The organism is Nocardioides sp. T2.26MG-1, assembly GCF_950101795.1.
Lineage (GTDB): Bacteria > Actinomycetota > Actinomycetes > Propionibacteriales > Nocardioidaceae > Nocardioides.
This window is the reverse complement of record NZ_CATNLZ010000010.1, coordinates 37,571-57,700: the sequence shown is the minus strand read 5'-3', so window position 1 is coordinate 57,700 and position 20,130 is coordinate 37,571. Positions and strand designations below refer to the sequence as shown.

General features: G+C 74.1%; 19 protein-coding genes. 9 read left to right on the top strand and 10 right to left on the bottom strand.

Annotated elements, in window-relative coordinates; all coding sequences use genetic code 11:
• Window positions 1-13 precede the first annotated feature (13 nt).
• Window positions 14-2,722: a bifunctional acetate--CoA ligase family protein/GNAT family N-acetyltransferase gene (locus tag QQZ14_RS09430; RefSeq protein ID WP_284534005.1), complete on the bottom strand. Its 2,709-nt coding sequence runs from the start codon at window positions 2,720-2,722 to the stop codon at window positions 14-16.
• Window positions 2,723-3,009: 287 nt separating this feature from the next.
• On the opposite strand from QQZ14_RS09430, the gene QQZ14_RS09425 reads away from it, so the two are divergent.
• The gene (locus QQZ14_RS09425; protein ID WP_284534004.1) at window positions 3,010-4,023 is read left to right on the top strand and encodes a class I fructose-bisphosphate aldolase; all 1,014 of its coding nucleotides are present in this window, start codon (window positions 3,010-3,012) and stop codon (window positions 4,021-4,023) included.
• Window positions 4,024-4,033: 10 nt separating this feature from the next.
• Here the strand turns inward: QQZ14_RS09425 and QQZ14_RS09420 are convergent, their stop codons facing one another.
• Together QQZ14_RS09420 and QQZ14_RS09415 are read right to left on the bottom strand one after the other, a co-directional pair.
• Complete coding sequence (locus tag QQZ14_RS09420; protein WP_284534003.1) at window positions 4,034-4,453, bottom strand: pyridoxamine 5'-phosphate oxidase family protein; 420 nt, start codon at window positions 4,451-4,453, stop codon at window positions 4,034-4,036.
• Window positions 4,454-4,590: 137 nt separating this feature from the next.
• Entirely contained in the window at window positions 4,591-5,973 is a 1,383-nt protein-coding gene (locus tag QQZ14_RS09415; RefSeq protein ID WP_284534002.1) for an MBL fold metallo-hydrolase RNA specificity domain-containing protein, read from the bottom strand.
• A gap of 105 nt (window positions 5,974-6,078) precedes the next feature.
• Here QQZ14_RS09415 and QQZ14_RS09410 point away from each other — a divergent pair, with 105 nt between their 5' ends.
• Window positions 6,079-7,104, top strand: a complete 1,026-nt coding sequence (locus tag QQZ14_RS09410) for a zinc-dependent alcohol dehydrogenase family protein (RefSeq protein WP_284534001.1) — start codon at window positions 6,079-6,081, stop codon at window positions 7,102-7,104.
• Between the two features lie 120 nt (window positions 7,105-7,224).
• On the opposite strand, the gene QQZ14_RS09405 is transcribed toward QQZ14_RS09410, so the two are convergent.
• A complete protein-coding gene (locus QQZ14_RS09405; RefSeq protein ID WP_284534000.1) occupies window positions 7,225-7,818 on the bottom strand; it encodes a universal stress protein in 594 nt (197 codons plus the stop codon).
• Complete coding sequence (locus QQZ14_RS09400; protein WP_284533999.1) at window positions 7,776-8,102, bottom strand: hypothetical protein; 327 nt, start codon at window positions 8,100-8,102, stop codon at window positions 7,776-7,778. Before QQZ14_RS09400 ends, QQZ14_RS09405 begins: the two co-directional genes overlap by 43 nt.
• A 178-nt stretch (window positions 8,103-8,280) precedes the next feature.
• On the opposite strand from QQZ14_RS09400, the gene QQZ14_RS09395 reads away from it, so the two are divergent.
• On the top strand, window positions 8,281-8,688 hold the full coding sequence (locus QQZ14_RS09395; protein ID WP_284533998.1) for a pyridoxamine 5'-phosphate oxidase family protein: 408 nt from the start codon (window positions 8,281-8,283) through the stop codon (window positions 8,686-8,688).
• Here the strand turns inward: QQZ14_RS09395 and QQZ14_RS09390 are convergent.
• The 3 genes from QQZ14_RS09390 to QQZ14_RS09380 form a co-directional block, all read right to left on the bottom strand.
• Entirely contained in the window at window positions 8,654-11,230 is a 2,577-nt protein-coding gene (locus QQZ14_RS09390; RefSeq protein ID WP_284533997.1) for a cation-translocating P-type ATPase, read from the bottom strand. The two genes, QQZ14_RS09395 and QQZ14_RS09390, sit on opposite strands and share 35 nt — an antisense overlap.
• The gene (locus QQZ14_RS09385) at window positions 11,227-12,147 is read right to left on the bottom strand and encodes a universal stress protein (RefSeq protein WP_284533996.1); all 921 of its coding nucleotides are present in this window, start codon (window positions 12,145-12,147) and stop codon (window positions 11,227-11,229) included. Before QQZ14_RS09385 ends, QQZ14_RS09390 begins: the two co-directional genes overlap by 4 nt.
• Window positions 12,148-12,324: 177 nt before the next feature.
• Window positions 12,325-13,215 (bottom strand): universal stress protein, encoded by an 891-nt coding sequence (locus QQZ14_RS09380; RefSeq protein WP_284533995.1) that lies wholly within the window; start codon window positions 13,213-13,215, stop codon window positions 12,325-12,327.
• A 246-nt stretch (window positions 13,216-13,461) separates the two neighbouring features.
• On the opposite strand from QQZ14_RS09380, the gene QQZ14_RS09375 reads away from it, so the two are divergent.
• From QQZ14_RS09375 to QQZ14_RS09360, 4 genes are read left to right on the top strand one after another with little or no spacing between them, the layout of a single operon-like run.
• Window positions 13,462-14,055 carry a flavodoxin domain-containing protein gene (locus tag QQZ14_RS09375; RefSeq protein ID WP_284533994.1) on the top strand — a complete coding sequence of 198 codons (594 nt, stop codon included), beginning with the start codon at window positions 13,462-13,464 and terminating at the stop codon, window positions 14,053-14,055.
• Between the two features lie 29 nt (window positions 14,056-14,084).
• Entirely contained in the window at window positions 14,085-15,320 is a 1,236-nt protein-coding gene (sqr, locus tag QQZ14_RS09370) for a type III sulfide quinone reductase, selenoprotein subtype (protein WP_284533993.1), read from the top strand.
• Window positions 15,321-15,348: 28 nt separating this feature from the next.
• Window positions 15,349-15,663 (top strand): TusE/DsrC/DsvC family sulfur relay protein, encoded by a 315-nt coding sequence (locus tag QQZ14_RS09365; protein WP_284533992.1) that lies wholly within the window; start codon window positions 15,349-15,351, stop codon window positions 15,661-15,663.
• Window positions 15,664-15,673: 10 nt separating this feature from the next.
• Window positions 15,674-16,192, top strand: a complete 519-nt coding sequence (locus QQZ14_RS09360) for a DsrE/DsrF/DrsH-like family protein (RefSeq protein WP_284533991.1) — start codon at window positions 15,674-15,676, stop codon at window positions 16,190-16,192.
• 82 nt (window positions 16,193-16,274) lie between these two features.
• Here the strand turns inward: QQZ14_RS09360 and QQZ14_RS09355 are convergent, their stop codons facing one another.
• Window positions 16,275-18,008 (bottom strand): sensor histidine kinase, encoded by a 1,734-nt coding sequence (locus tag QQZ14_RS09355; protein WP_284533990.1) that lies wholly within the window; start codon window positions 18,006-18,008, stop codon window positions 16,275-16,277.
• Window positions 18,009-18,179: 171 nt separating this feature from the next.
• Here QQZ14_RS09355 and QQZ14_RS09350 point away from each other — a divergent pair, with 171 nt between their 5' ends.
• Window positions 18,180-18,602 (top strand): pyridoxamine 5'-phosphate oxidase family protein, encoded by a 423-nt coding sequence (locus tag QQZ14_RS09350; RefSeq protein ID WP_284533989.1) that lies wholly within the window; start codon window positions 18,180-18,182, stop codon window positions 18,600-18,602.
• A gap of 57 nt (window positions 18,603-18,659) precedes the next feature.
• On the opposite strand, the gene QQZ14_RS09345 is transcribed toward QQZ14_RS09350, so the two are convergent.
• The gene (locus QQZ14_RS09345) at window positions 18,660-19,319 is read right to left on the bottom strand and encodes a response regulator (RefSeq protein ID WP_284533988.1); all 660 of its coding nucleotides are present in this window, start codon (window positions 19,317-19,319) and stop codon (window positions 18,660-18,662) included.
• Between the two features lie 153 nt (window positions 19,320-19,472).
• Here QQZ14_RS09345 and QQZ14_RS09340 point away from each other — a divergent pair, with 153 nt between their 5' ends.
• Window positions 19,473-20,063: a CBS domain-containing protein gene (locus QQZ14_RS09340; protein ID WP_284533987.1), complete on the top strand. Its 591-nt coding sequence runs from the start codon at window positions 19,473-19,475 to the stop codon at window positions 20,061-20,063.
• Window positions 20,064-20,130: the final 67 nt, after the last annotated feature.

Genomic DNA, 20,130 nt, shown 5'->3' with positions numbered 1-20,130 from the left:
GCCGCGGGCGGGATCAGCTGCCCGGGCGGAGCCGCCGCGGGATCCCGGGGTCGGGCGCGGCACTGCGGTCCAGCCGCACCTTCGCGTCGACGATCGCGCAGGACTCCGGCCCGACCATCACCGGGTTGAGGTCCACGTCGGCGACCTGGGGCACGTCCTCGGCGAGCGCCCCCAGCTCGACGATCAGGTCGACCAGCCCGTCGATGTCCGCGCGCGGCGACCCGCGGTAGCCCTCGAGCAGCGGCCAGATCCGCAGCGACCGGACCGCGCGCAGCGCGTCGCTGGGCGACACCGGCGGCAGCATGAACGTGCGGTCCTGCCACACGTCGACGGCCACCCCGCCCGCAGCGACCATCACCAGTGGCCCGAAGCGCGAGTCGCGGACCACGCCCAGCGCGATCTCGACGCCCGCCGCCACGTTCTGCACGAGCACCGGCACGGCCGGGCCGTCCGGGCCGCCGAGCTCCTGCTCGAAGCCCCGGACCGCGGCCGCGACCTCGTCCGGCGAGCGGAGCCCGACCTTGACCAGCCCGCGGTCGCTCTTGTGCGGGACATCGCGGCCGGCGACCTTCACCGCGACCGGGTAGCCCAGCCAGCCGGCCGCCTCGACGGCCGCGTCCGCGCCGTGCACCACCTCGCCGAGCGGGTCGAGGCCGTACGCCGCCAGCAGCCCGGTCGCGTCGGCCACCGAGAGCCAGCCGGCCTCGTCGGTGGCCGAGCCGAGGAGCGACGCGGCCACGGCGCGGGCATCCTCGGACCGGTCGCGATCGACCGCGGGAGCCGGCTCCGGGGGGTGCGCCCGCCACTCGGCGTACGTGGCGGCCCGGGCGAGGGCCCGCACCGCTGCGGTGGCGTTGCGGTAGCAGGTGACGCCCGGGAGCCCCTCGGCCGGCACCCGCAGCCCACCCATCGGCACGAGCACGAGCGGCTTGCCCGGGTGTCGCAGCCGGGCCGCCGCCACCGCGTTCATGCCCGCGACCGCGTCGTTCGCGCCGGTGGCGACCAGCAGCACCAGCACCGCGTCGACCTCGTCGGAGCCGAGCAGCAGGTCGGTGATCGCGCCGAGGTCCTTCGCCGGGACCGCCGCGCCGGTGTCGACCGGGTTGCCGGTGCCGACGGTCCCGTTGACGTGCCGGCCGATACCGGCGCGCAGCCTGGTGGAGAGCTCCGGCACCGCCAGGCCGCACGAGTCCGCGGCGTCCGCGGCCAGCACCCCGGTGCCGCCGGCGTTGGAGAGCACCGCGACCCGGCGCCCGGCGGGCAGCGGCTGCTCCGCGAGCAGCAGCGCCGCCTCGGCCATGTCGTCGGCGCCGTCGCACCCGATCACGCCGGCCTGCGCGAACAGCGCGTCGACGGCGACCGTCGGGGACGCCGCGGCCGCCGTGTGCGAGGCCCCGGCGCGGCGACCGCCGGACGAGCGACCGCCGACCACCGCCAGCAGCGGCTTGCGCTCGGCGAACCGGCGGGCGAAGCGGGCGAACTTCGGCGCGTTGCCGAACGACTCCAGGTACAGCGCGGCCGCGGTGACCCGCGGGTCGTCGCGCCACGCGGCGAGCAGGTCGTTGCTGGACACGTCGACCTTGTTGCCCAGCGACACGAACGACGCCACGCCGAGGCCCAGGTCGCGGGCCGTGTCGGCGAGCACGATGCCCACGCCTCCGGACTGGGACGCGACGGCCAGCCCACCAGGCGGCGGGACCGAGCCGCTGAACGACGCGTTGAGGCGGACCGCCGGGTCCAGGCTCATCAGCCCGAGACAGTTGGGGCCGACGACGCGGATGCTGCGGCGCCGGGCCAGCGCCAGGATCTCCCGCTGGAGCCGGGCCCCCTCCGCGCCCAGCTCCCCGAAGCCGGAGGACACGATCACCGCGGCCGGCACCGACGCGTCGGCGGCGTCCTCGAGCGCGACGAGCACCTTGGTGGACGGCACCGCGATCACGACCAGGTCGACCCGGCCGGGCACCGCGGTGAGGCGGCGTACGGCGGGGATGCCCTCGACCTCGGACGCCCGCGGGTGCACGACGTACAGGTCGCCGGCGTAGCGGCCCTCGACGATCGACCGCAGGATCGCGGCCCCCACCCCGCTGCCGTTAGAGCGGGCGCCCACGACGGCCACGCCGCGCGGGTAGAGCAGCGGCTGCAGCGACCGGGCCTCGGCCTGGCACTCCCGGTCGTCGGCGGCCGCGACCGCCTCGGCGGAGGCGACGGTGTCCATCTCGACGCTCACGCTGGCGCCCTCGTTGTGCCGCACGATCGCGAACCCGGCGGCGAGGAAGACGTCGAGCATCGCCCGGTTCTCCCAGAGGACCTCGGCGAGGAAGCGCCGTACGCCGCACTCGCGGCAGGCGGCCGCCAGGTGCTCGAGCAGCAGGCTGCCGACGCCCATGCCGTGCAGCTCGTCGGCGACCAGGAACGCCACCTCCGCGGCGCCCGGCTCGACCGGCTCGGCGGTGGCGAGCCCGCAGATCCTGCCGTCCCGCTCGAGCACGAGGGCCCGGGTGTCGGGTGCGTCGCCGAGGTGCTTGACGTACTCCCGCGCGGCGTACCGGCTCGGGCTGAAGAACCGCAGCCGCAGGCTGTCGTCGGAGACCCCGTCGTGGAGCTCGACCAGCCCGGGCAGGTCGGCCGGGTCGAGGGGCCGGATCACCGCGATCGTCCCGTCGCGCAGCAGCACGTCGGCGGGCGCCGGCTGGACCACCGGCACCGGCATCGGCGTCGCCATCGCACCTCCCCGTCGTCATGCCTGTCGGCTCGTCATGCCTGTCGGCTCGTCGCACCTGTCCCTCCGAGCCTCCGCGACCGGCGCGTCCGGGCGCAGAGGCCAAGGTCCCGCGGGCGGAGGATGCTCGTCCCCGGCCGGAAGATCCCGGGGGAAGATCCCGGGGGGCCGAAGACCTTGGTCCGTGGCGCAGATCTCACCGGTGCGCCATGGTGGGAGGGACCGGGACGGCTTCCGACCCGCACCCGTTCCGGCCGGCCCGGGGTGTGCGGGCGAGGAGGCGGTAGGCGATGACACGGAGCACCACGGTCAGCACGGCGGAGGCGCTGGTCGCCCCCGGCAAGGGCGTCCTCGCGGCCGACGAGAGCACGCCCACGATCGCCAAGCGGCTCGCCGGCATCGGCGTCGAGTCGACCGAGCCCGTCCGGCGCGCCTATCGCGAGCTGCTGCTGACGACGCCCGGCCTGGCCGAGCACATCAGCGGCGTCATCCTCTACGACGAGACCCTGCGGCAGCGGACGACCGACGGGACGCCGTTCCCCGAGCTGATCGCCGGCGCGGGCATGATCCCGGGCATCAAGGTGGACGCGGGCACCACCGACCTGGCCGGCTTCCCCAGCGAGGTCGTCACCGAGGGCCTCGACGGCCTGCGCCGCCGGTTCGCCGAGTACGTCGAGCTCGGCGCCCGGTTCGCGAAGTGGCGTGCGGTGCTCAAGGTCGGCGAGGGACGCCCGACGCGCACCTGCATCGAGACCAACGCCCACCTGCTGGGCCGCTACGCGGCGCTGGCCCAGGAGGCGGGGCTGACGCCGATCGTCGAGCCCGAGGTCCTGATGGACGGCCCGCACACGATCGACCGCTGCGCGGAGGTCACGGTCGCCGTGCTGTGGGCGGTCTACGACCAGCTCGCCGAGCAGCGGGTGCACCTCGAGGGCACCCTGCTCAAGCCGAACATGGTGCTGCCGGGCACCGAGTGCCCCGACCGGGCCGACGACGAGACCGTCGCGGCCCGGACCGTGACCGTGATGCGGGAGTCGGTGCCGGTCGCCGTGCCCGGCATCGTGTTCCTCTCCGGCGGCCAGACCGACGAGCAGGCCACCGCCCGCCTCGACGCGATCAACCGGCACGGCTCGCAGCCGTGGCAGCTGAGCTTCTCGTTCGGGCGGGCGCTGCAGGGTCCGGTGCTGCGCGCCTGGGGCGGCGAGGACGGCAACCGGGAGGCGGCGCAGACCGCGCTGCTCCACCGGGCCGCGCTCAACGGCGCCGCGCGGTACGGCAGCTACCTCCCGGAGATGGAGACCTGACGGGCGGCGCTCAGGACCTGCGCAGCAGGAACCGGCGGCCGGTGACGGCCGTGGGGTTGAGCTCGACGTGGTCGTACTTCAGCGTCGGCACCCAGGGGTGGACGTCCAGGCCGGAGAGCCGGTGCTGCTCGCCCTCGTCGAGGTGGCGCAGGTGGCCGCGGACCAGGACCGACCAGGCGGTGTCCTCACCGAACCAGTCGATCTCGAAGGCGACCTCCGACTCCAGCTCGGCGGCCAGCAGCTTGTTGCCGGCGGCGGTGCGGAACAGGATCGCGCGCCCGTCGACCGCGTAGTTGATCGGGACCAGGTGGATCTCGTCGACGAGCCGGTATGCCAGGCGGCCGACCTCCGCCTCCGAGAGCAGGTCCCAGCACTCCTCGACGGTGAGCTCCACCGTGGGCTGGTCCTCGCTCAGCTGTTGCTGTGCCATCTGCCGCCTCCATCTGTCGCGTCGCCTGCTGGGTCAAGCACACCGGGTGGGTCGCACCGTTGGTCAGAGCACAAGGTCACCGCCGACCCGGCCGACGGTCCCCGGCCCCGTCCGATCCCGTCCAGTCTCACCTGGTTTCAGTCGAGCCGCACCCGCTCGTCCAGCCGCGGCACCACCGCCCGCCACCCGAGCTCGTCGCGGATCCGGCGGGCCAGCGCCTCCGAGCCGGCCGGCTCGCCGTGCACGACGTACACGACCTCCGGCGGCTCCGGCGCCCGGCCGAGCCAGGCGACGATCTCGCCGGCGTCGGCGTGCACCGAGAAGAACGGCACGTCGACGATCTCGGCACGCACCGGCACGTACCGCCCGTGCATCTTGACCTCGCGGGCGCCGTCGAGCAGCTGCCGGCCGCGGGTGCCGACGGCCTGGTAGCCGGTCAGCACCACGCTGTTGCGCGGGTCGGGCAGCTGGTGGGAGAGGTGGTGCACCACGCGCCCGCCGGTGGCCATCCCCGAGGCCGAGACGATGATGCAGGGCTCGCCGGGCCGGTTGAGGCGCATCGAGCCGGCGGCGTCCGGCACGCCCGTGACCCGCAGCGCGTCCAGCGCGGCCCGCACCGCGTCGAGGTCGGGTCGCAGCTGCAGGGACCCGGAGTCCAGGGCCCGGCGGTAGACCGCGAGCGCGCGCAGCGCCATCGGGCTGTCCAGGTAGATCGGCACCCGCGGCACCTCGCCCGCCTCCATCAGCCGGTGCAGCTCGAGCAGCACCAGCTCGGTGCGGTCGACGGCGAACGCCGGCACCAGCACGGTCCCGCCGCGGCCGATCGTGCGGCGCACCGCCGCGGCCAGGATCTCGGGGTCGGGGGCCGGGTGGGTGCGGTCGCCGTACGTCGACTCCACCACGACCGCGTGCGCGGCGGGCGGGTCGGCGGGGGCGCGCAGGATCGGGTGGACGCCGCGGCCGAGGTCGCCGCTGAACAGCGTGCGGCGACCGGCGGTCTCCAGCAGCACCGTCGAGGAGCCGAGGATGTGGCCGGCTGGCCGGAGCACGACCCGGACGTCCGCGGCGACGTCGACGGCGGTCGCGTAGTCGGTCGGCGCGAACAGCGGCAGGGTCCGCTCGACGTCCGCGAGGTCGTAGAGCGGGAGCGCGGGGTGGTGCTTGGAGTAGCCGCCGGCGTTGGCCTGCCGCGCGTCCTCCTCCTGCAGGTGGGCGCTGTCGCGCAGCACGATCTCGACGAGCTCGGCGGTGTCCGGGGAGCAGACGACCGGGCCGCTGAAGCCCTCCTTGACCAGCCGCGGCAGCATGCCGCAGTGGTCGAGGTGCGCGTGCGACACGACGACGGCGTCGAGCTCGGCGGCAGGCACCGGGAACGGCGTCCAGTTCCGCCGTCGCAGGTCGGCCAGGCCCTGGTAGAGGCCCGCGTCGACCAACGTGCGCGAGGTGTCGGTGTCGACCAGGAACTTGCTGCCGGTCACCGCGCCGGCCGCACCCAGGAACGTCAGGACGGGGCTGCTCATCAGCGCCACCTCCTCAGTGGTGGCCCCAGTCTCCCGTCACCCGCCGTCCACCGGCAGGGCCCAAGGGCACTTCCCTCACGGCCCGCGACGCGGCAGCGTGGACCCGTGCCCACGCGGACCACGATGCGCGCCTGGGCGGTCGAGCGGACCGGCCCGATCGCCACCCGCCCGGTCGTCGAGGTCGAGCGCGCCGTACCGACGCCGCTCCCCGGCGAGGTGCTGGTGCGGGTCGAGGCCTGCGGGGTCTGCCGCACCGACCTCCACCTCGCCGAGGGCGACCTGGTGCCGCGCCGGCCCGGGGTGGTGCCCGGCCACCAGGTCGTGGGCCGGGTCGAGGTCGTCGGCGACGACCCCGCGCCCCGGTTCGCGGTGGGCGACCGGGTCGGGATCGCCTGGCTGCGCGGCACCTGCGGGTCCTGCCGGTGGTGCCGCTCGGGCCGCGAGAACCTGTGCCCCGCCTCGACGTACACCGGCTGGGACGCCGACGGCGGCTTCGCCGAGCTCGCGGTCGTCCCCGCGGCGTACGCGTACCGGATGCCCGCCGGGCTGTCCCCCGCCGACGCCGCTCCCCTGCTCTGCGCCGGCATCATCGGCTACCGCGCGCTGCACCGGGCGAACCTGCCGCCCGGAGGCCGGCTCGGCCTCTACGGCTTCGGGTCCAGCGCCCACGTCACGGCCCAGATCGCCCTCGCCCAGGGCGCGGAGCTCTACGTGATGACCCGCGGCGAGGCGGCCCGCGCGCTCGCCCGCGAGCTCGGCGCCGCCTGGGTCGGCGACGCCTCCGACCGGTCTCCTGTGCCTCTCGACTCCGCGATCGTGTTCGCGCCCGCCGGCCCGCTCGTGCCGGTCGCCCTCGAGGCCCTCGACCGCGGCGGCACCCTCGCGCTCGCCGGCATCCACATGAGCGACGTACCGACCCTGGACTACCAGCGGCACCTGTTCCTCGAGCGCGACCTGCGCACGGTCACCTCCAACACCCGCCGGGACGGCGAGGAGCTGCTCGCTCTCGCCGACCGCCTCGGCGTCCGCGCCCACGTGCGGACCTACGGCTTCGACGAGGTCGACCGGGCCCTCTCCGACCTCGCCACCGGCGACGTCAGCGGCTCCGCGGTGGTGACGCTGCCCGGGTAGCCGCCGATCGGGACCTCCAGGTCAGCACCACCGGGCCGGCGGTGCCCCAGCAACCCTTCCCGATCCGGACTCGGTTGCCAGCCCACCGCCCACCCGGCACCAGCCCGAGCGCACCAGCGGTCAGTGCTCCCGGTCGACCACCATCACCGGGCACTCGGCGTGGTGGAGCACCGCACGGATGACCGGGCCGAGGTGCGGCGCCAGGGGGCGCGTGGCCGGGCGCCGGCTGAGGACGAGGACCGATGAGCGCTGCGTCGCCCGGACCAGGGCGTCGACCGGGCGCGCCCAGTGCACGTCGCAGGTCACGGCATCGGCCTCGGTGGTCATCCCGGACAGGGCGGTGTCGAGCTCCTGGTAGGCGTCGTCGAGCCACTGCTTGAGCGGGTAGCCGACGAAGGCGACGCCCTGGTAGGGCTCGGCGATCCAGGCGGCGTGCAGCACCACGAGCGGGCGGCCCGTCTCCCGCGCCATCTCGAGGGCGAAGGGCACCTCGTGCTTGACGTCGAGCGGCTCGTCCACCCCGACCGTGACCGGCAGGTCGGCACCGACCGCGGATGTCCAGGACCGCGGGACGACCAGCACCGGCACGTGCGCGTGGGCCGCGACGCTGGTGGACACCGAGCGGGTCACGAGCCGGCCGACCGGCCCGATCTCGCGGGCCTCGAGCACGATCAGGCGGGTCTCGTTGCCGCGCTCGACGATGCTGCGGGCCACCGGGCCGGCAACCGCCTCGGTCGTGACCGGGACCTGTCCGTCGAGAGCACCCCCAGCCGGTCCGCGGCGTCGGTGAGCACCTGGTGCCCGATCGCGGCGTGCGCACGCTCGAGGGCCTGCTCGTGCTCGGTGCGGGTCGGGAGGCCGACGTGCGAGTGCGCGACGTGCAGCAGCACGACACCGACGTCGTGTCGGACCGCCTCCGCGGCGGCCACCTCCAGCGCGCCGTCCCCGATGCCGTCCGGCCCGACGGCCACGAGCACGCCGATCCCGGTCTCGCCCATGACTGACCTCCTTCGCCACGGGGCCGAGCCCCGGTCCTGGAACCTCTGCCTTCACCATGCTCCGCGCCACGGGCGAGCGGGAGAGACGTAGGTCCTCCGCGCGGAGGGCCGTGGTACCTGACGGCCGCGCTGGCCCGATCGGGTTTACTCGGACTACACCCCGACCGCAGGAGGAGTCATGGACAAGACCGCCCGTGGACAGCTGGTGGACCTCCCGGCCGACGAGTGCTGGCAGCTGCTCACCACCACGCCGGTCGGCCGGATCGCGTGGACGACCTCGACCGGGCCGGAGGTGATCCCGGTGAACTTCGCCGTCGACGGCCGCACGATCAAGATCCGGACCGCGGCGTACTCCGCGATGGTCCAGAAGGCGGACGCCGAGCGCGTGGCCTTCCAGGTCGACCGGATCGACGAGGACACCCACACCGGTTGGAGCGTGCTCGCCCGCGGCCGCGCCGAGGTGCGGTACGGCGACCCCGAGGAGCCGACCGGTCCGGAGCCGTGGGTGCGCGGGCCGAGGTCGGCGACCGTCGTCATCGACGTCGACGAGATCACCGGCCGGTGGTTGAACCCTCCCGAGCAGTGACCTGACGGGAGCCGAGCCGGGCCGCGCCGAACCGCTGCCACAGCGCCAGCACCACTCCGGGTGCGAGGCTCAGCGCCAGCACGAGCAGCGCGTCGGCCGTCGGCACCGTGTCGGTGCGAAGCAGGTCCCGCAGCGGGGACCAGGCGACCGCGAGCACCTGGAGCGCGGCCGCCATCAGCACCGCGACCTCGAGGCCCCGCGAGCGCCACTGCAGCCCGGAGCGCGGTGCCCGCAGCGCGAGGGCGACCCCGAGCTGGGCCAGCCCGAGCGTGAGGAACACCCAGGTCTGGCGCTGGCTGTCGGGGGCCAGCAGGCCGGCGATCAGCGCCACCGTCGCGATCAGCGATCCGGCGACCAGGATCTGGCGGAGCAGGCCCTGGCCGAGCACCGACTGCTCGGGCGGGGGTGAGGGGCGCTTCATGTCGGCCGGGTCCGGCGGCTCGCCGCCGAACGCGACCCCGGGGAGGCCGTGGGTGATCATGTTGATCCACAGGATCTGGCCGGGGCCGAGCGGGATCGGGATGCCGACGAACGGGCCCGCGACGAGCACCATCACCTCGGCGAACCCGCCGGCCAGCCCGTAGCGCAGGAACCGCCGGATGTTGCTGTAGATGCGCCGGCCCTCCCCGACCGCCACGACGACCGTGCGCAGGTCGTCGTCGGCGAGCACGAGGTCGGCCGCCTGCCGCGCGACCTCGGTACCGCGGTCGCCCATGGCGATCCCGATGTCGGCGCGCCGCAGCGCGGGGGCGTCGTTGACGCCGTCGCCGGTCATCGCGACCACGGCACCGCGCTTCTGCCACGCGTCCACGATGTCGACCTTGTGCTCCGGCCGCACCCGGGCGTAGACGCCGATCCGCTCGACCCGGTCGACGTGCTCGCCGCGGCCCACCTCCGCACCCTCCGCGACCTCGGGCCCCTCCTGGGTGAGCGTCAGCTCGTCGGCGATCGCGCGCGCGGTCGCCGGGTGGTCCCCGGTGATCATCACGGTCCGGATGCCGGCGTCGCGGCAGGCCCGCACGACCTCCTCGGCGGTGGTGCGCGGCGGGTCCGCGAGCGCGGCGAGGCCTCGCAGCACCAGCCCCTGGTCGAGGTCGACGGGACGGTCGGGCGCCCGGCGGTCCGCCACCGCCAGGACCCGGAAGCCTCGCTCGGCGAGGCTGGTCGCCGCCTCCTGCGCCGCGGTCGCGGCCTGCCGGTCGGCCAGCAGCCCGATCACCGCCTCCGGCGCGCCCTTGCACACGACGAGCCAGCCGCCGCCGGCGGAGGTGGCCCGGTGGACCGTGGTCATCCGCTTGGTCTCGCTGTCGAACGGCGTCTCGTCGACCCGCTCCCAGGCTGCGGCCGACTCCAGGGCGGCCGGGTCGTGCTTGGCGACCGCGACCAGCAGCGCCGCCTCCATCGGGTCGCCCACGACCGACCACTCCGCTGCGTGGCGGCCGTCGGCGGGCTCGCCGAGGTGCGCGTCGTTGCACAGCACCAGGTCGCGGGCCAGGTCGTCGAGGTCGGCGGGTACGACGTCCCCGTCCTGCGCCACCAGCTCGCCGGCCACGGCGTACCCGGTCCCGGTCACCCGCCAGGTCCCGTTCGGCGACCACAGCTCCTGGACCACCATCCGGCCCTCGGTCAGCGTGCCGGTCTTGTCGGAGGCGAGCACGGTCACCGAGCCCAGCGTCTCGACCGCGGGCAGCCGCCGCACGAGCGCCGAGCGGCGCGCCATCCGGTAGGCACCGAGCGCGAGCGCGATCGTGACCACCGCCGGCAGGGACTCGGGGATCGCGGCGACCGCGAGGCTCACCGACAGGATCACCATGTCGTCCAGGGGCTCGCCCCGCAGCAGGCCGAGCACCAGCACCAGCAGCGCCACGGCCACGGTCAGCACGACGAGCTGCTGGGAGAGCCGGGCCAGCCGGACCTGCAGCGGCGTCGGCCGCACCCCGGAGGCCGCGATCTGCGCGGCGATCCCGCCGAGGCCGCTGTCGGCCCCGGTCCGGGAGACCACGGCGAAGCCGCGCCCCCGGGTCAGCACCGTGCCGGCGAGCACGTCCTCGCCCGGGCCGCGGATGACCGGCACCGACTCGCCCGTCATCGCGGACTCGTCGACCTGCAGCCCCGCGGCCTCGACGAGCTCGGCGTCGGCGGGTACGATGTCGCCGGCCTCCAGGCGCACCACGTCGCCGATCACCACGTCCGGCGCGGGGATCCGGGTCAGCCGCCCGTCGCGCAGCACGTTCGCCCACGGAGCGGCCATCCGGTCCAGCGCGGCCAGGGCGTTCGCCGCCCGCACCTCCTGCACCACGCCGATCGTGGTGTTGAGCACGACGACGGCCGCGATGATCGAGGCGTCCGCCAGGTCGCCGAGGGCGACGATGACGACGAACGCCCCGATCAGCAGCAGGATCATCGGGTCGCGGAGCTGGTCCATGACCCGGCCCACGAGCCGTCGGGGGCGGCCACGCGGCGGCAGGTTGGGACCCTGCTCCACGAGCCGCGTGGCGGCCTCGGCGGCGGACAGCCCGGTGATGCCCGCCGGGCCGTTCACTTCCGGATCGCCCCAGCCTGTTCGAGCACCAGACCCGGGACCGGTCCGATCGCGTCGGGCGGGACCACCCGTACGGGGCAGTGCGCCGAGCGCAGCACCGCGCGTGCCGTGCTGCCGAGGTGGGTGGCGGCCGGGACCCCGTGGGCGCGTCGGACCAGCACGACGACGTCGGCCTCGGCGGAGCCCTCGACGAGCGCGACGCTGGGGTGCTCGTGGACGACGCGGATCTCGACCTCGACGTCGGGGTAGCCGACCCGCCAGTCCTTGAGCAGCGCCTCCATCTCCTCGACCGACTGGCGCCGCCAGTCGTCGGACGCGACGCGGGACTCGATGATGTCGTCGTACCCGCTCGGCAGCTTCCAGGCGTGCAGCACCACGAGCTTGGCGCCCCGCTCGGAGGCCAGCTCGATCGCGTCACCGAGGAGGGCGGTCGAGTGCGAGGGCGACTTCACGCCGACCAGCACCACGCCGCGCGCGGGGCCGGGGGTCCAGTCGGCCGGGACCAGCACCATCGGCACCGAGCTGCGGGCGGCGACGCCCGCGGCGGTGTCGCCACGCAGCAGGCGCTCGAGCAGCGGCCGGTTGTCGCGCCCGACGACGACCACCTGGGCGTCCTCGGCGGCGTGGGCGAGCTGCACCGGCCGGGTGCCGTGGTGCAGCCAGCCCTCGACCACCAGGTCGGGGGCGAGCTCGCGGACCTGGCCCTCGGCGTGCGTGAGCACGGCGGTGCCGGTCTCGGTCAGCTCCGACGGCGTCAGCGGCATCATCGGCGAGATCGGGACGTAGTCGGGTACGACGTGCACGAGCTTCACCGTCGCGCCGGTGCGGCGGGCCTCCTCGACGCCGTAGCGCAGCGCGCCGGCATTCGCGTCGGATCCGTCGACTCCGATGACCACGGGACGTGGCTGTGTGGTCATGACCTGACCTCCTGTTGTCGAGCCTGTTGTCGAGCCTGTGTCGAGCGTCTTGTCGGGCTGTCCCGCAAGCGACGGTCGTTCCGTCTCCTCCATGGTTGCCCCGCGCCCCGCCGGGGAGCAGGGTCGAGCGCCCGCCGCGCCCGGGCCCTTCGGCCCGTGCCCGGCTCGGCCCGGTGCTCAGGCGGTGGTCGCCGGCACGGGGTCGACCACCATGACCGGGCAGGCCGACTCGCGCAGCACGGCGCGGACCACCGAGCCCAGGTGCGGGCCCCACGGCATCGAGGAGCGGTGCCGGCCCATCACCACCAGGCCCGCCGACGCCGACTCGGCGACGAGCAGGTCGGCCGGCCGGCCGTGGGCGGTGACCAGCTCGACGGGTACGCCGGGTTGCCCGGCGAGCACCGGCTCGAGGGCGGCCTCGAGCTGGCGCCGCAGCTCGGCGTCGAACTCCTGCCGGGTCGACTCGGCGAAGACCAGGTCGTCGTAGCGCTGGGAGTAGCGCCAGGCGTGCACCAGCCGGACCCGTCCGCCGCGCCGCTCCGCCTCCTCCAGGGCGGCGTGCACGACGTCCGGGGACACCTCGACCTCGCCGAGGCCGGCCACGACGAGCCGGTCCCGGTCCGGGTCGGGCTGCCAGCCCGCGGGCACGGCGACGACCGGGACGTCGGAGTGGGCCGCGACCGCGTTGGTCACCGAGAGCGTGGGGATCCGGCCCGGGTGTCCCATCCGCTGGCGCTGCAGCACCACGACCGCCGCGTGCCGGCTGGTGCCGGTGATCGCGGGCACGACCGGCCCGTTGTGCAGCTCGGTGCTGACCGGCAGCTCGCCGAGCTCGTGCTCGAGCCGGCGGGCCACCTCGCCGAGGATCCGGCCACCCTCCGCGCACAGCGCGTCGCCCTCGATCACCATCATCGACGGGTCGGCCCCGGTCGTCACGCCGGGCACCGCGTGCACCACGTGCACGCCGGTCTCACGACGCCGGGCCTCCGCGACGGCGTACGCGAGGCCGCCCTCCACATCCTCGTTCCCGACCCCGAGCAGGATCTTCGCCGGCTTCGTCTCGAGCATGTCGTCACTCCTCACCGGGGCCAGCAGTGTCTGCGTCTGCCGGCGCTGCTCCTCGAGGTGACGCTCCACCCCGGGTGCCGGCGCGGCCGGACATCGGCGACCTCCTCCTGCCAATGTCCGCGCGCGCAGCGGAGGGCAACAGGGACCTTGGGCCCGCGGCGGGTGGTCCCTCGGCCCATGCGGGGTCCGGGGGCGGGAGACACATTGACAGGTGACGCACACCACCGTCGGGCAGGAGTCACCGTCATGAGCAGCCAGGCAGAACCCGAGCAGGTCTCCCCGTCGCCCCTCCGTGCCCTCGTGGTCTACGAGTCCATGTTCGGGTCGACGCAGGACGTGGCTGCCGCGGTCGCCGAGGGCCTGCGCGCTGAGGGTGTGACCACCGAGCTGGTCGACGTCCGGCACGCGCCCGCGGCACGCGAGGCCGTCTTCGACCTGCTGGTCGTCGGCGCCCCCACGCACGCGTTCTCGCTGAGCCGGCCCTCGACCCGCCAGGACGCGGTGCGGCAGGGCGCCAACCCGGCCCTGGCGGGCACCGGCATGCGCGAGTGGATCGGCGCGATGGGACCCCGCGAGGAGGCCCACGGCCGGGCCGCCGCGGCGTTCGACACCCGGGTCACCAAGGTCCGCAACCTGCCGAAGGCCGCGTCGACCCGGGCCTCGCACCTGCTCGCCCGCCGCGGCTACCACCTGGTCTCGCGGCCCACGCCGTTCCTCGTGCACGACGTCAAGGGCCCGCTGGTCGCGGGCGAGCTCGACCACGCCGTCACCTGGGCCCGTGAGGTCGCGGTCGCGGCCCGTCGCTGGCACACCGGCGACCCCGGCGCAGCGGCCAGCTGAGAGCTGGCCGGAGAAGAGGAGGCACGGAAATGCACGAACTGCTCGTCCTCGGCGGCGGCACCGCCGGGACCATGATCGTGAACAAGCTCCGCCGCCGGCTCGACCCGACGCTGTGGAACATCACCGTCGTCGACCGTGACGACGTCCACCACTACCAGCCCGGCTACCTCCAGGTGCCGTTCGGCACCACGAGCCCGGCCCGGATCACCCGCTCCCGCCACGCCCAGATCGCCGACGGGGTCCGCTTCGTCACCGGCGAGGTCGACGTGGTCGACCCCGAACGCAACGAGGTCCGCCTCAGCGACGGGACCGAGCTCCACTACGAGCAGCTGGTGATCGCCACCGGCACCAGCCCCCGGCCCGAAGAGACTCCCGGCGTGACCGGGGCCCTGTGGCGGCGTTCCGTCCACGAGTTCTACACGCTCGAGGGCGCGACGCTCCTGCGCGACGCCCTGACCCGGTTCACGTCCGGACGGCTGGTCGTCCACATCACCGAGATGCCCATCAAGTGCCCGGTGGCGCCGCTGGAGTTCGCGTGCCTCGCCGACTCGTGGCTGCGCGAGCACGGCCGGCGCGACGACGTCGAGCTCGTCTTCGTCACGCCGCTGTCCGGTGCGTTCACGCGCCCGATCGCCGCGGAGCGGTTCGGCAGCCTGCTGCAGGAGCGCGGCATCACGGTCGAGACGGACTTCGTCGTGGAGCAGGTGGACGAGGACGCGTCCGCGCTGGTGTCGTACGACGGCCGCTCCGTCCCCTTCGACCTGCTGGTGACCGTGCCGCTCAACATGGGCGCGGACTTCGTGGGCCGCTCCGGGCTCGGGGACGACCTCAACTACGTGCCGGTCGACCCGAAGACGCTCCTGGCCCGCGGGCACGACAACATCTTCGCCCTCGGGGACGCCTCCGACATCCCCACGTCGAAGGCCGGGTCGGTCGCCCACTTCTCCGTCCACGTGTTCGTCGAGAACTTCCTCGACCACGTCGCCGGCCGGCCGATGACCCACGAGTTCGACGGCCACGCGAACTGCTTCATCGAGAGCGGGGACGGCAAGGCCCTGCTCATCGACTTCAACTACGAGGTCGAGCCGCTGCCCGGCCGGTTCCCGCTCCCCTACGTCGGCCCCCTGGGTCTGCTGCAGGAGACGCGCGCGAACCACCTCGGCAAGCAGTCGTTCGCGTGGGTCTACTGGAACGTGCTGCTCCCCGGGCGGCCGCTCCCACTACCAGCCGCGATGAGCATGACCGGCAAGCACGTCCCCGCCTGAGCGCGGGGCGAGAACGAAGGAGGTAGGGATGAGCACGACCACCATCGGCGGCCACACCCTGACCGTCGACGACGAGGGCTTCCTGACCGATCCCACCGAGTGGAGCGAGGAGGTCGCGGCCGCGCTCGCCGAGCAGATCGGGGTCACCCTCGAGAGCGAGCACTGGGCCATCCTCGGCTTCCTGCGCGCCGAGCACGCCCGCACCGGCGAGACCCCGACCCTGCGCCGGGTCAGCACCGGCATGCAGATCCCCGTGAAGCGGCTCTTCGAGCTGTTCCCCGTCAAGCCCGCCAAGAAGATGGCGTACGTCGCCGGCCTGCCCAAGCCCCGCGGCTGCGTGTGAGGAGATCACGATGACCACCGACATCGGGCCCGGCACGGCCCCGCTCGTCCCCTCGTTCGACACCCCGGCGACCGGCCGCAAGCTCGCGATCATCTGCTCCAAGGGCAGTCTCGACATGGCCTACCCCGGGCTGATCCTCGCGAACGCGGCGCTCGGCGAGGGCGTCGAGGTGCACCTGTTCTTCACGTTCTGGGGCTTCGACATCATCAACCGCAAGCACATGGCCGACCTGAAGTTCACCCCGCTCGGCAATCCGGCCACCCACATGCCGCAGGGCCTCGGCGGCCTGCCCGGCATGACCGCGATGGCCACCCACCAGATGCGCAAGGCGATCGCCGACCTCGACGTACCGGACGTCCCGGACTTCCTGGAGCAGATCACCGGGTCGGGCGGGCACCTGTGGGCGTGCCGGATGTCCGCGGACATGCAGCACCTCACCGAGGACGACCTCTACGACGGCGTGGAGGCGATCATCAGTGCGTCGGACTTCATCGAGATGACCGAGGGCGCCCAGCTGCTGTTCATCTGACGTCCCGGGTGCCGCAGCCCACGTGCCGACCGCAACCACACCGTCTGAAGATCAACCCAAGAGCGACCACCGCCGGACGCGGTCAGGAGGGGACCCACCACTCCACGGTGGTGCCCTCGCCGGGACGCGAGGTGATCGTGCAGTGCCCGCCGCGCTTCTCCGCGCGCTGGCGCATGTTCGACAGCCCGCTCTGCGGCACGTCCTCGGGCATCCCCTGACCGTCGTCGGCGACGGTCAGGCGGATGCCGTCCACGACGGCGAGCTCGACCGAGACCGACTTCGCGTGCGCGTGCCGGGCGGCGTTGGAGAGGGCCTCGGTGAGCACCGCCAGCACGTCGGGAGCCACGTCCGCGCCCACGCGCGTGCGCACCGGGCCCTCGAACCGCAGCGCCGGCCGGAACTTCAGCGTGCCGGCCGCGCGGTCGACCATCCGGGTGACCTCGGCCTGGATGTCGGAGGCGTTGTCCCCGGACCCGAGCGCGAAGATCGTGCGCCGGATGTCGCGGATCGTCGCGTCCAGGTCGTCGACGGCGGCGTCGAGCTTCTCGGCGATGTCGGGCCGGTCGGCGACCCGGGCCGTGCTCTGCAGCCCGAGCCCGACGGCGAAGAGCCGCTGGATCACGAGGTCGTGCAGGTCGCGCCCGATCCGGTCGCGATCCTCGAACAGCGCGAGCCGCTCGCGGTCCTCGCGGGCCCGGGCGACCTCGAGCGCGAGCGTCGCCTGCTCGGCGAAGCTCGCCGGGAGCGCGGGGTCGACCGCGTGGAAGGCCATGAGGTTCTCGGGCTTCCAGGCCAGCGCGAGCACGCCGGCGACGCCGGCGGTGCCGCGCAGAGGCACGATGATCGCGGGCCCGATCCGCGGCCAGCCGAGGGCACGGGGCACGTTGACCGCACGCGGGTCGGCCGAGATGTCCTCGACGGCGACCGGGGTGCCGGTGCGCACGACGCTGCTCGTCAACGACGACTCCAGCTCGACGGCCACCATCGTCGCGTGGTCCGCGGGCTCTCCCGACACGACCCGGAGCCGCAGGCCGCTCGCGTCCGGCCCGGCGGCGATCCAGGCGACGTCGGCGTCGGCGAGCTCACGGGCGTGGTCGGAGACGATCTGGAGCGCCTCGTCCTGGCCGCCCGGCCCGGCGAGCCGGGCGGTGACCTCCGCGGTCGCGGCCAGCCACCGCTCGCGGCGCGCCGCCTCCTCGTGGAGCCGGGCGTTCTCGATCGCGACACCGGCGGCGGCCGCGAGACCGACGACGAGCGCCTCGTCCTGCTCGGTGAAGTCCTCGCCTCCGACCTTCTCGGTGAGGTAGAGGTTGCCGAAGACCTTGTCGCGGATCCGGACCGGGACCCCGAGGAACGACCGCATCGGCGGGTGGTGGGGCGGGAAGCCGTACGACGCCGGGTGCTCGGCGATGTCGCGCAGTCGCAGCGGGGTCGGCTGGTCGATGATCAGGCCGAGCAGCCCGTGGCCGGTCGGCAGGTCGCCGATCGCGCGGTGCTGGGCGGGGTCGATGCCGTGGGTGACGAACGTCTGCAGGCGGTGGTCGCTCCCCGCCCCGAGCACGCCGAGAGCGGCGTACTTCGCGTCGGCCAGGTCGCTCGCGATCTCGACGATCCGGGCCAGCAGGTCGTCGAGGGACAGGTCGGCCGCCATCGTGACCACGGCGTCCAGCAGCAGCCGCCACCGTGCCCGGTCGTCGAGGACGCCGTTGACGCGGACGAGGACCTCGCGCAGCAGCTCGTCGAAGCCGGTGCCGGCGAGCTCCGAGGGGAGCCTGACGGACGGGCCGTCCGGCTCCGTGTGCGGCTGCGTCTCCATGCCAGCCTCCCTGATCGTCCGGCAGGGCAGACGCTACCAAGTCAGGGATGCACTGGGACCAAGGTCCCGGAAGACCGGGTCGCTTCGTCCTGGGAGGCGTTCGTCACAAGGGGGAGCGTGGGGGGAATCCCGCGCGGGGCCGCCCGCCGGACCCAGCAGACGGAGGACCAGATGACGACACGCCCGGAGACCGAGGGCCGGCTGGCAACCCTGCTCTCCTACGACTGCTGGAGCCTGCTCGAGACCGCCCACATCGCGCGAGTGGCCTGGGTCGGTGCCGCGGGCGTGGCCGTCGTACCGGTCAACTACACGGTCGTCGCCGGGGCGGTGTGGTTCCGCACCACCGCGGACTCCACGCTGGCCCGCGAGTGCAGCGGGCAGCGGGTCGTCGTCGAGGTCGACCAGATCGACCCGGCCACCCGGGCCGGGTGGAGCGTGGTCGTGGTCGGGACCGCCGAGCTCGTCGAGGCCAAGGACGTCCCGGACATGCTGATCGGGCTCGAGGTGTGGCCCACCGGCGCCCGCACGCTGTTCGTCCGCGTGGATGTGCACGACGTCACCGGACGCCGGCTCTACGGCACCAGCGGCGTCTGACCGCCCGGGCGTCTCGGGGCCGCGGTCCCGCTCGACCTCGACCTGGCTCGACGCCGGTCAGACGCCGAGGTGCTTGGTCGCGAAGATCGCGGCCTGGGTGCGGCTCTCGAGGCCCAGCTTGGCCAGCATCGAGGACACGTAGTTCTTCACGGTCTTCTCGGCCAGGCACAGGTGGGCGGCGATCTGCCGGTTGGTCATGCCCTGGCCGATCAGCTCGAGGATCCGCTGCTCCTGGGCGGTCAGCTGCTCGATGGAGGGGTCCATCCGCGGGCCCGCGCGCAGCCGGTCGAGCACGTGCGCGGTGACGGCGGGGTCGAGCATCGACTGCCCGGCGGCGACCCGGCGGACCGTCTCGACGAAGTCGGTGCCCTTGACCTGCTTGAGGATGTAGCCGGCCGCGCCGGCCATGATCGCGGAGAACAGCGCCTCGTCGTCGTCGTAGGACGTGAGGATCAGCGCGGCGATGCCCGGGTCGACCGAGCGGACGTCGCGGCACACGTCGATGCCGGATCCGTCGGGCAGCCGCCCGTCCAGGATCGCGACGTCGGGCCGGAGCGCGGGGATCCTCCGGGCGGCCTCGACGGCCAGGCCGGACTCGCCGATGACGACGATGTCGCCCTCGCTCTCCAGCAGCTCCCGGATGCCGCGGCGCACCAGCTCGTGGTCGTCGAGCAGGTAGACCGTGATCTTCCCGCTCGTACGCTGTGCCTCCTCCATGCTCTTCAACCTAGGTGCCGGGGCCGGTTGTTGTTGCCTGTCGATCGCCCCCGGTTCGCGGGACCTTTGTCCCTGGGTCCGGAGCCCCTGGCACCGGAGGCTGGAGCCAGGACCGGCGACCGCGTCGGCACTGACCGAAGGAGGGAGAGCACGATGCTGGTGCAGGACCTGATGACCCCCGAGCCCATGACGGTGCGCCCCTCGACCACCGTCAAGGAGGCGCTCTCGCGGCTCGCGCAGTACGGCATCACCTGCATGCCGGTCGTCGACGGCAGCGGTCGTCTCCAGGGGGTCGTCAGCGAGGCCGACCTGATCCGCGACATCGTCGCTCCCGACCCCCGCGCACAGGAGCGCCCGGTCTCGGTCGAGCCGGTCTTCCCGCCGCGCACGGTCGAGGAGGTCTACACCCGCCACCCCGTGTCGGTGCGCATGCAAGACGACCTCGCACGCGCCGTGGACGTGATGACCTCGACCGCCGTGAAGAGCCTGCCCGTGGTCGACGACGAGGGTCACCTGGTCGGGGTCGTCAGCCGCAGCGACGTCGTGCAGGTGCTGGCCCGCGCCGACGACACGATCGCCGCCGACGTGGACGAGCTGCTGGCCTCCCTGGGCCACACCGACTGGCTGGTGGAGGTCTCCGACGGCATCGTGAACGTCTCCGGGCCCGCGGGCGAGCCCGAGCGCGCCCTCGCCCAGGTCGTCGCGCACACCGTCCCCGGTGTCATCGAGGTCCGTGTCGACTGAGCGTCGACTGAGCGTCGACTGATCGCTCTTGGTCACCAGGTCTCGGGACCAATTGCCCTGGTCTGAG

What these genes read in the sequence shown, in the direction of transcription:
- QQZ14_RS09345 (WP_284533988.1), bottom strand. Translation starts at nt 19,319, where the DNA reads ATGGAGGAGGCACAGCGTACGAGCGGGAAGATCACGGTCTACCTGCTC.
- QQZ14_RS09350 (WP_284533989.1), top strand. Translation starts at nt 18,180, where the DNA reads ATGACGACACGCCCGGAGACCGAGGGCCGGCTGGCAACCCTGCTCTCC.
- QQZ14_RS09415 (WP_284534002.1), bottom strand. Translation starts at nt 5,973, where the DNA reads ATGAGCAGCCCCGTCCTGACGTTCCTGGGTGCGGCCGGCGCGGTGACC.
- QQZ14_RS09395 (WP_284533998.1), top strand. Translation starts at nt 8,281, where the DNA reads ATGGACAAGACCGCCCGTGGACAGCTGGTGGACCTCCCGGCCGACGAG.
- QQZ14_RS09400 (WP_284533999.1), bottom strand. Translation starts at nt 8,102, where the DNA reads ATGGGCGAGACCGGGATCGGCGTGCTCGTGGCCGTCGGGCCGGACGGC.
- QQZ14_RS09420 (WP_284534003.1), bottom strand. Translation starts at nt 4,453, where the DNA reads ATGGCACAGCAACAGCTGAGCGAGGACCAGCCCACGGTGGAGCTCACC.
- QQZ14_RS09355 (WP_284533990.1), bottom strand. Translation starts at nt 18,008, where the DNA reads ATGGAGACGCAGCCGCACACGGAGCCGGACGGCCCGTCCGTCAGGCTC.
- QQZ14_RS09365 (WP_284533992.1), top strand. Translation starts at nt 15,349, where the DNA reads ATGAGCACGACCACCATCGGCGGCCACACCCTGACCGTCGACGACGAG.
- QQZ14_RS09340 (WP_284533987.1), top strand. Translation starts at nt 19,473, where the DNA reads ATGCTGGTGCAGGACCTGATGACCCCCGAGCCCATGACGGTGCGCCCC.
- sqr (WP_284533993.1), top strand. Translation starts at nt 14,085, where the DNA reads ATGCACGAACTGCTCGTCCTCGGCGGCGGCACCGCCGGGACCATGATC.
- QQZ14_RS09380 (WP_284533995.1), bottom strand. Translation starts at nt 13,215, where the DNA reads ATGCTCGAGACGAAGCCGGCGAAGATCCTGCTCGGGGTCGGGAACGAG.
- QQZ14_RS09385 (WP_284533996.1), bottom strand. Translation starts at nt 12,147, where the DNA reads ATGACCACACAGCCACGTCCCGTGGTCATCGGAGTCGACGGATCCGAC.
- QQZ14_RS09430 (WP_284534005.1), bottom strand. Translation starts at nt 2,722, where the DNA reads ATGGCGACGCCGATGCCGGTGCCGGTGGTCCAGCCGGCGCCCGCCGAC.
- QQZ14_RS09375 (WP_284533994.1), top strand. Translation starts at nt 13,462, where the DNA reads ATGAGCAGCCAGGCAGAACCCGAGCAGGTCTCCCCGTCGCCCCTCCGT.
- QQZ14_RS09360 (WP_284533991.1), top strand. Translation starts at nt 15,674, where the DNA reads ATGACCACCGACATCGGGCCCGGCACGGCCCCGCTCGTCCCCTCGTTC.
- QQZ14_RS09425 (WP_284534004.1), top strand. Translation starts at nt 3,010, where the DNA reads ATGACACGGAGCACCACGGTCAGCACGGCGGAGGCGCTGGTCGCCCCC.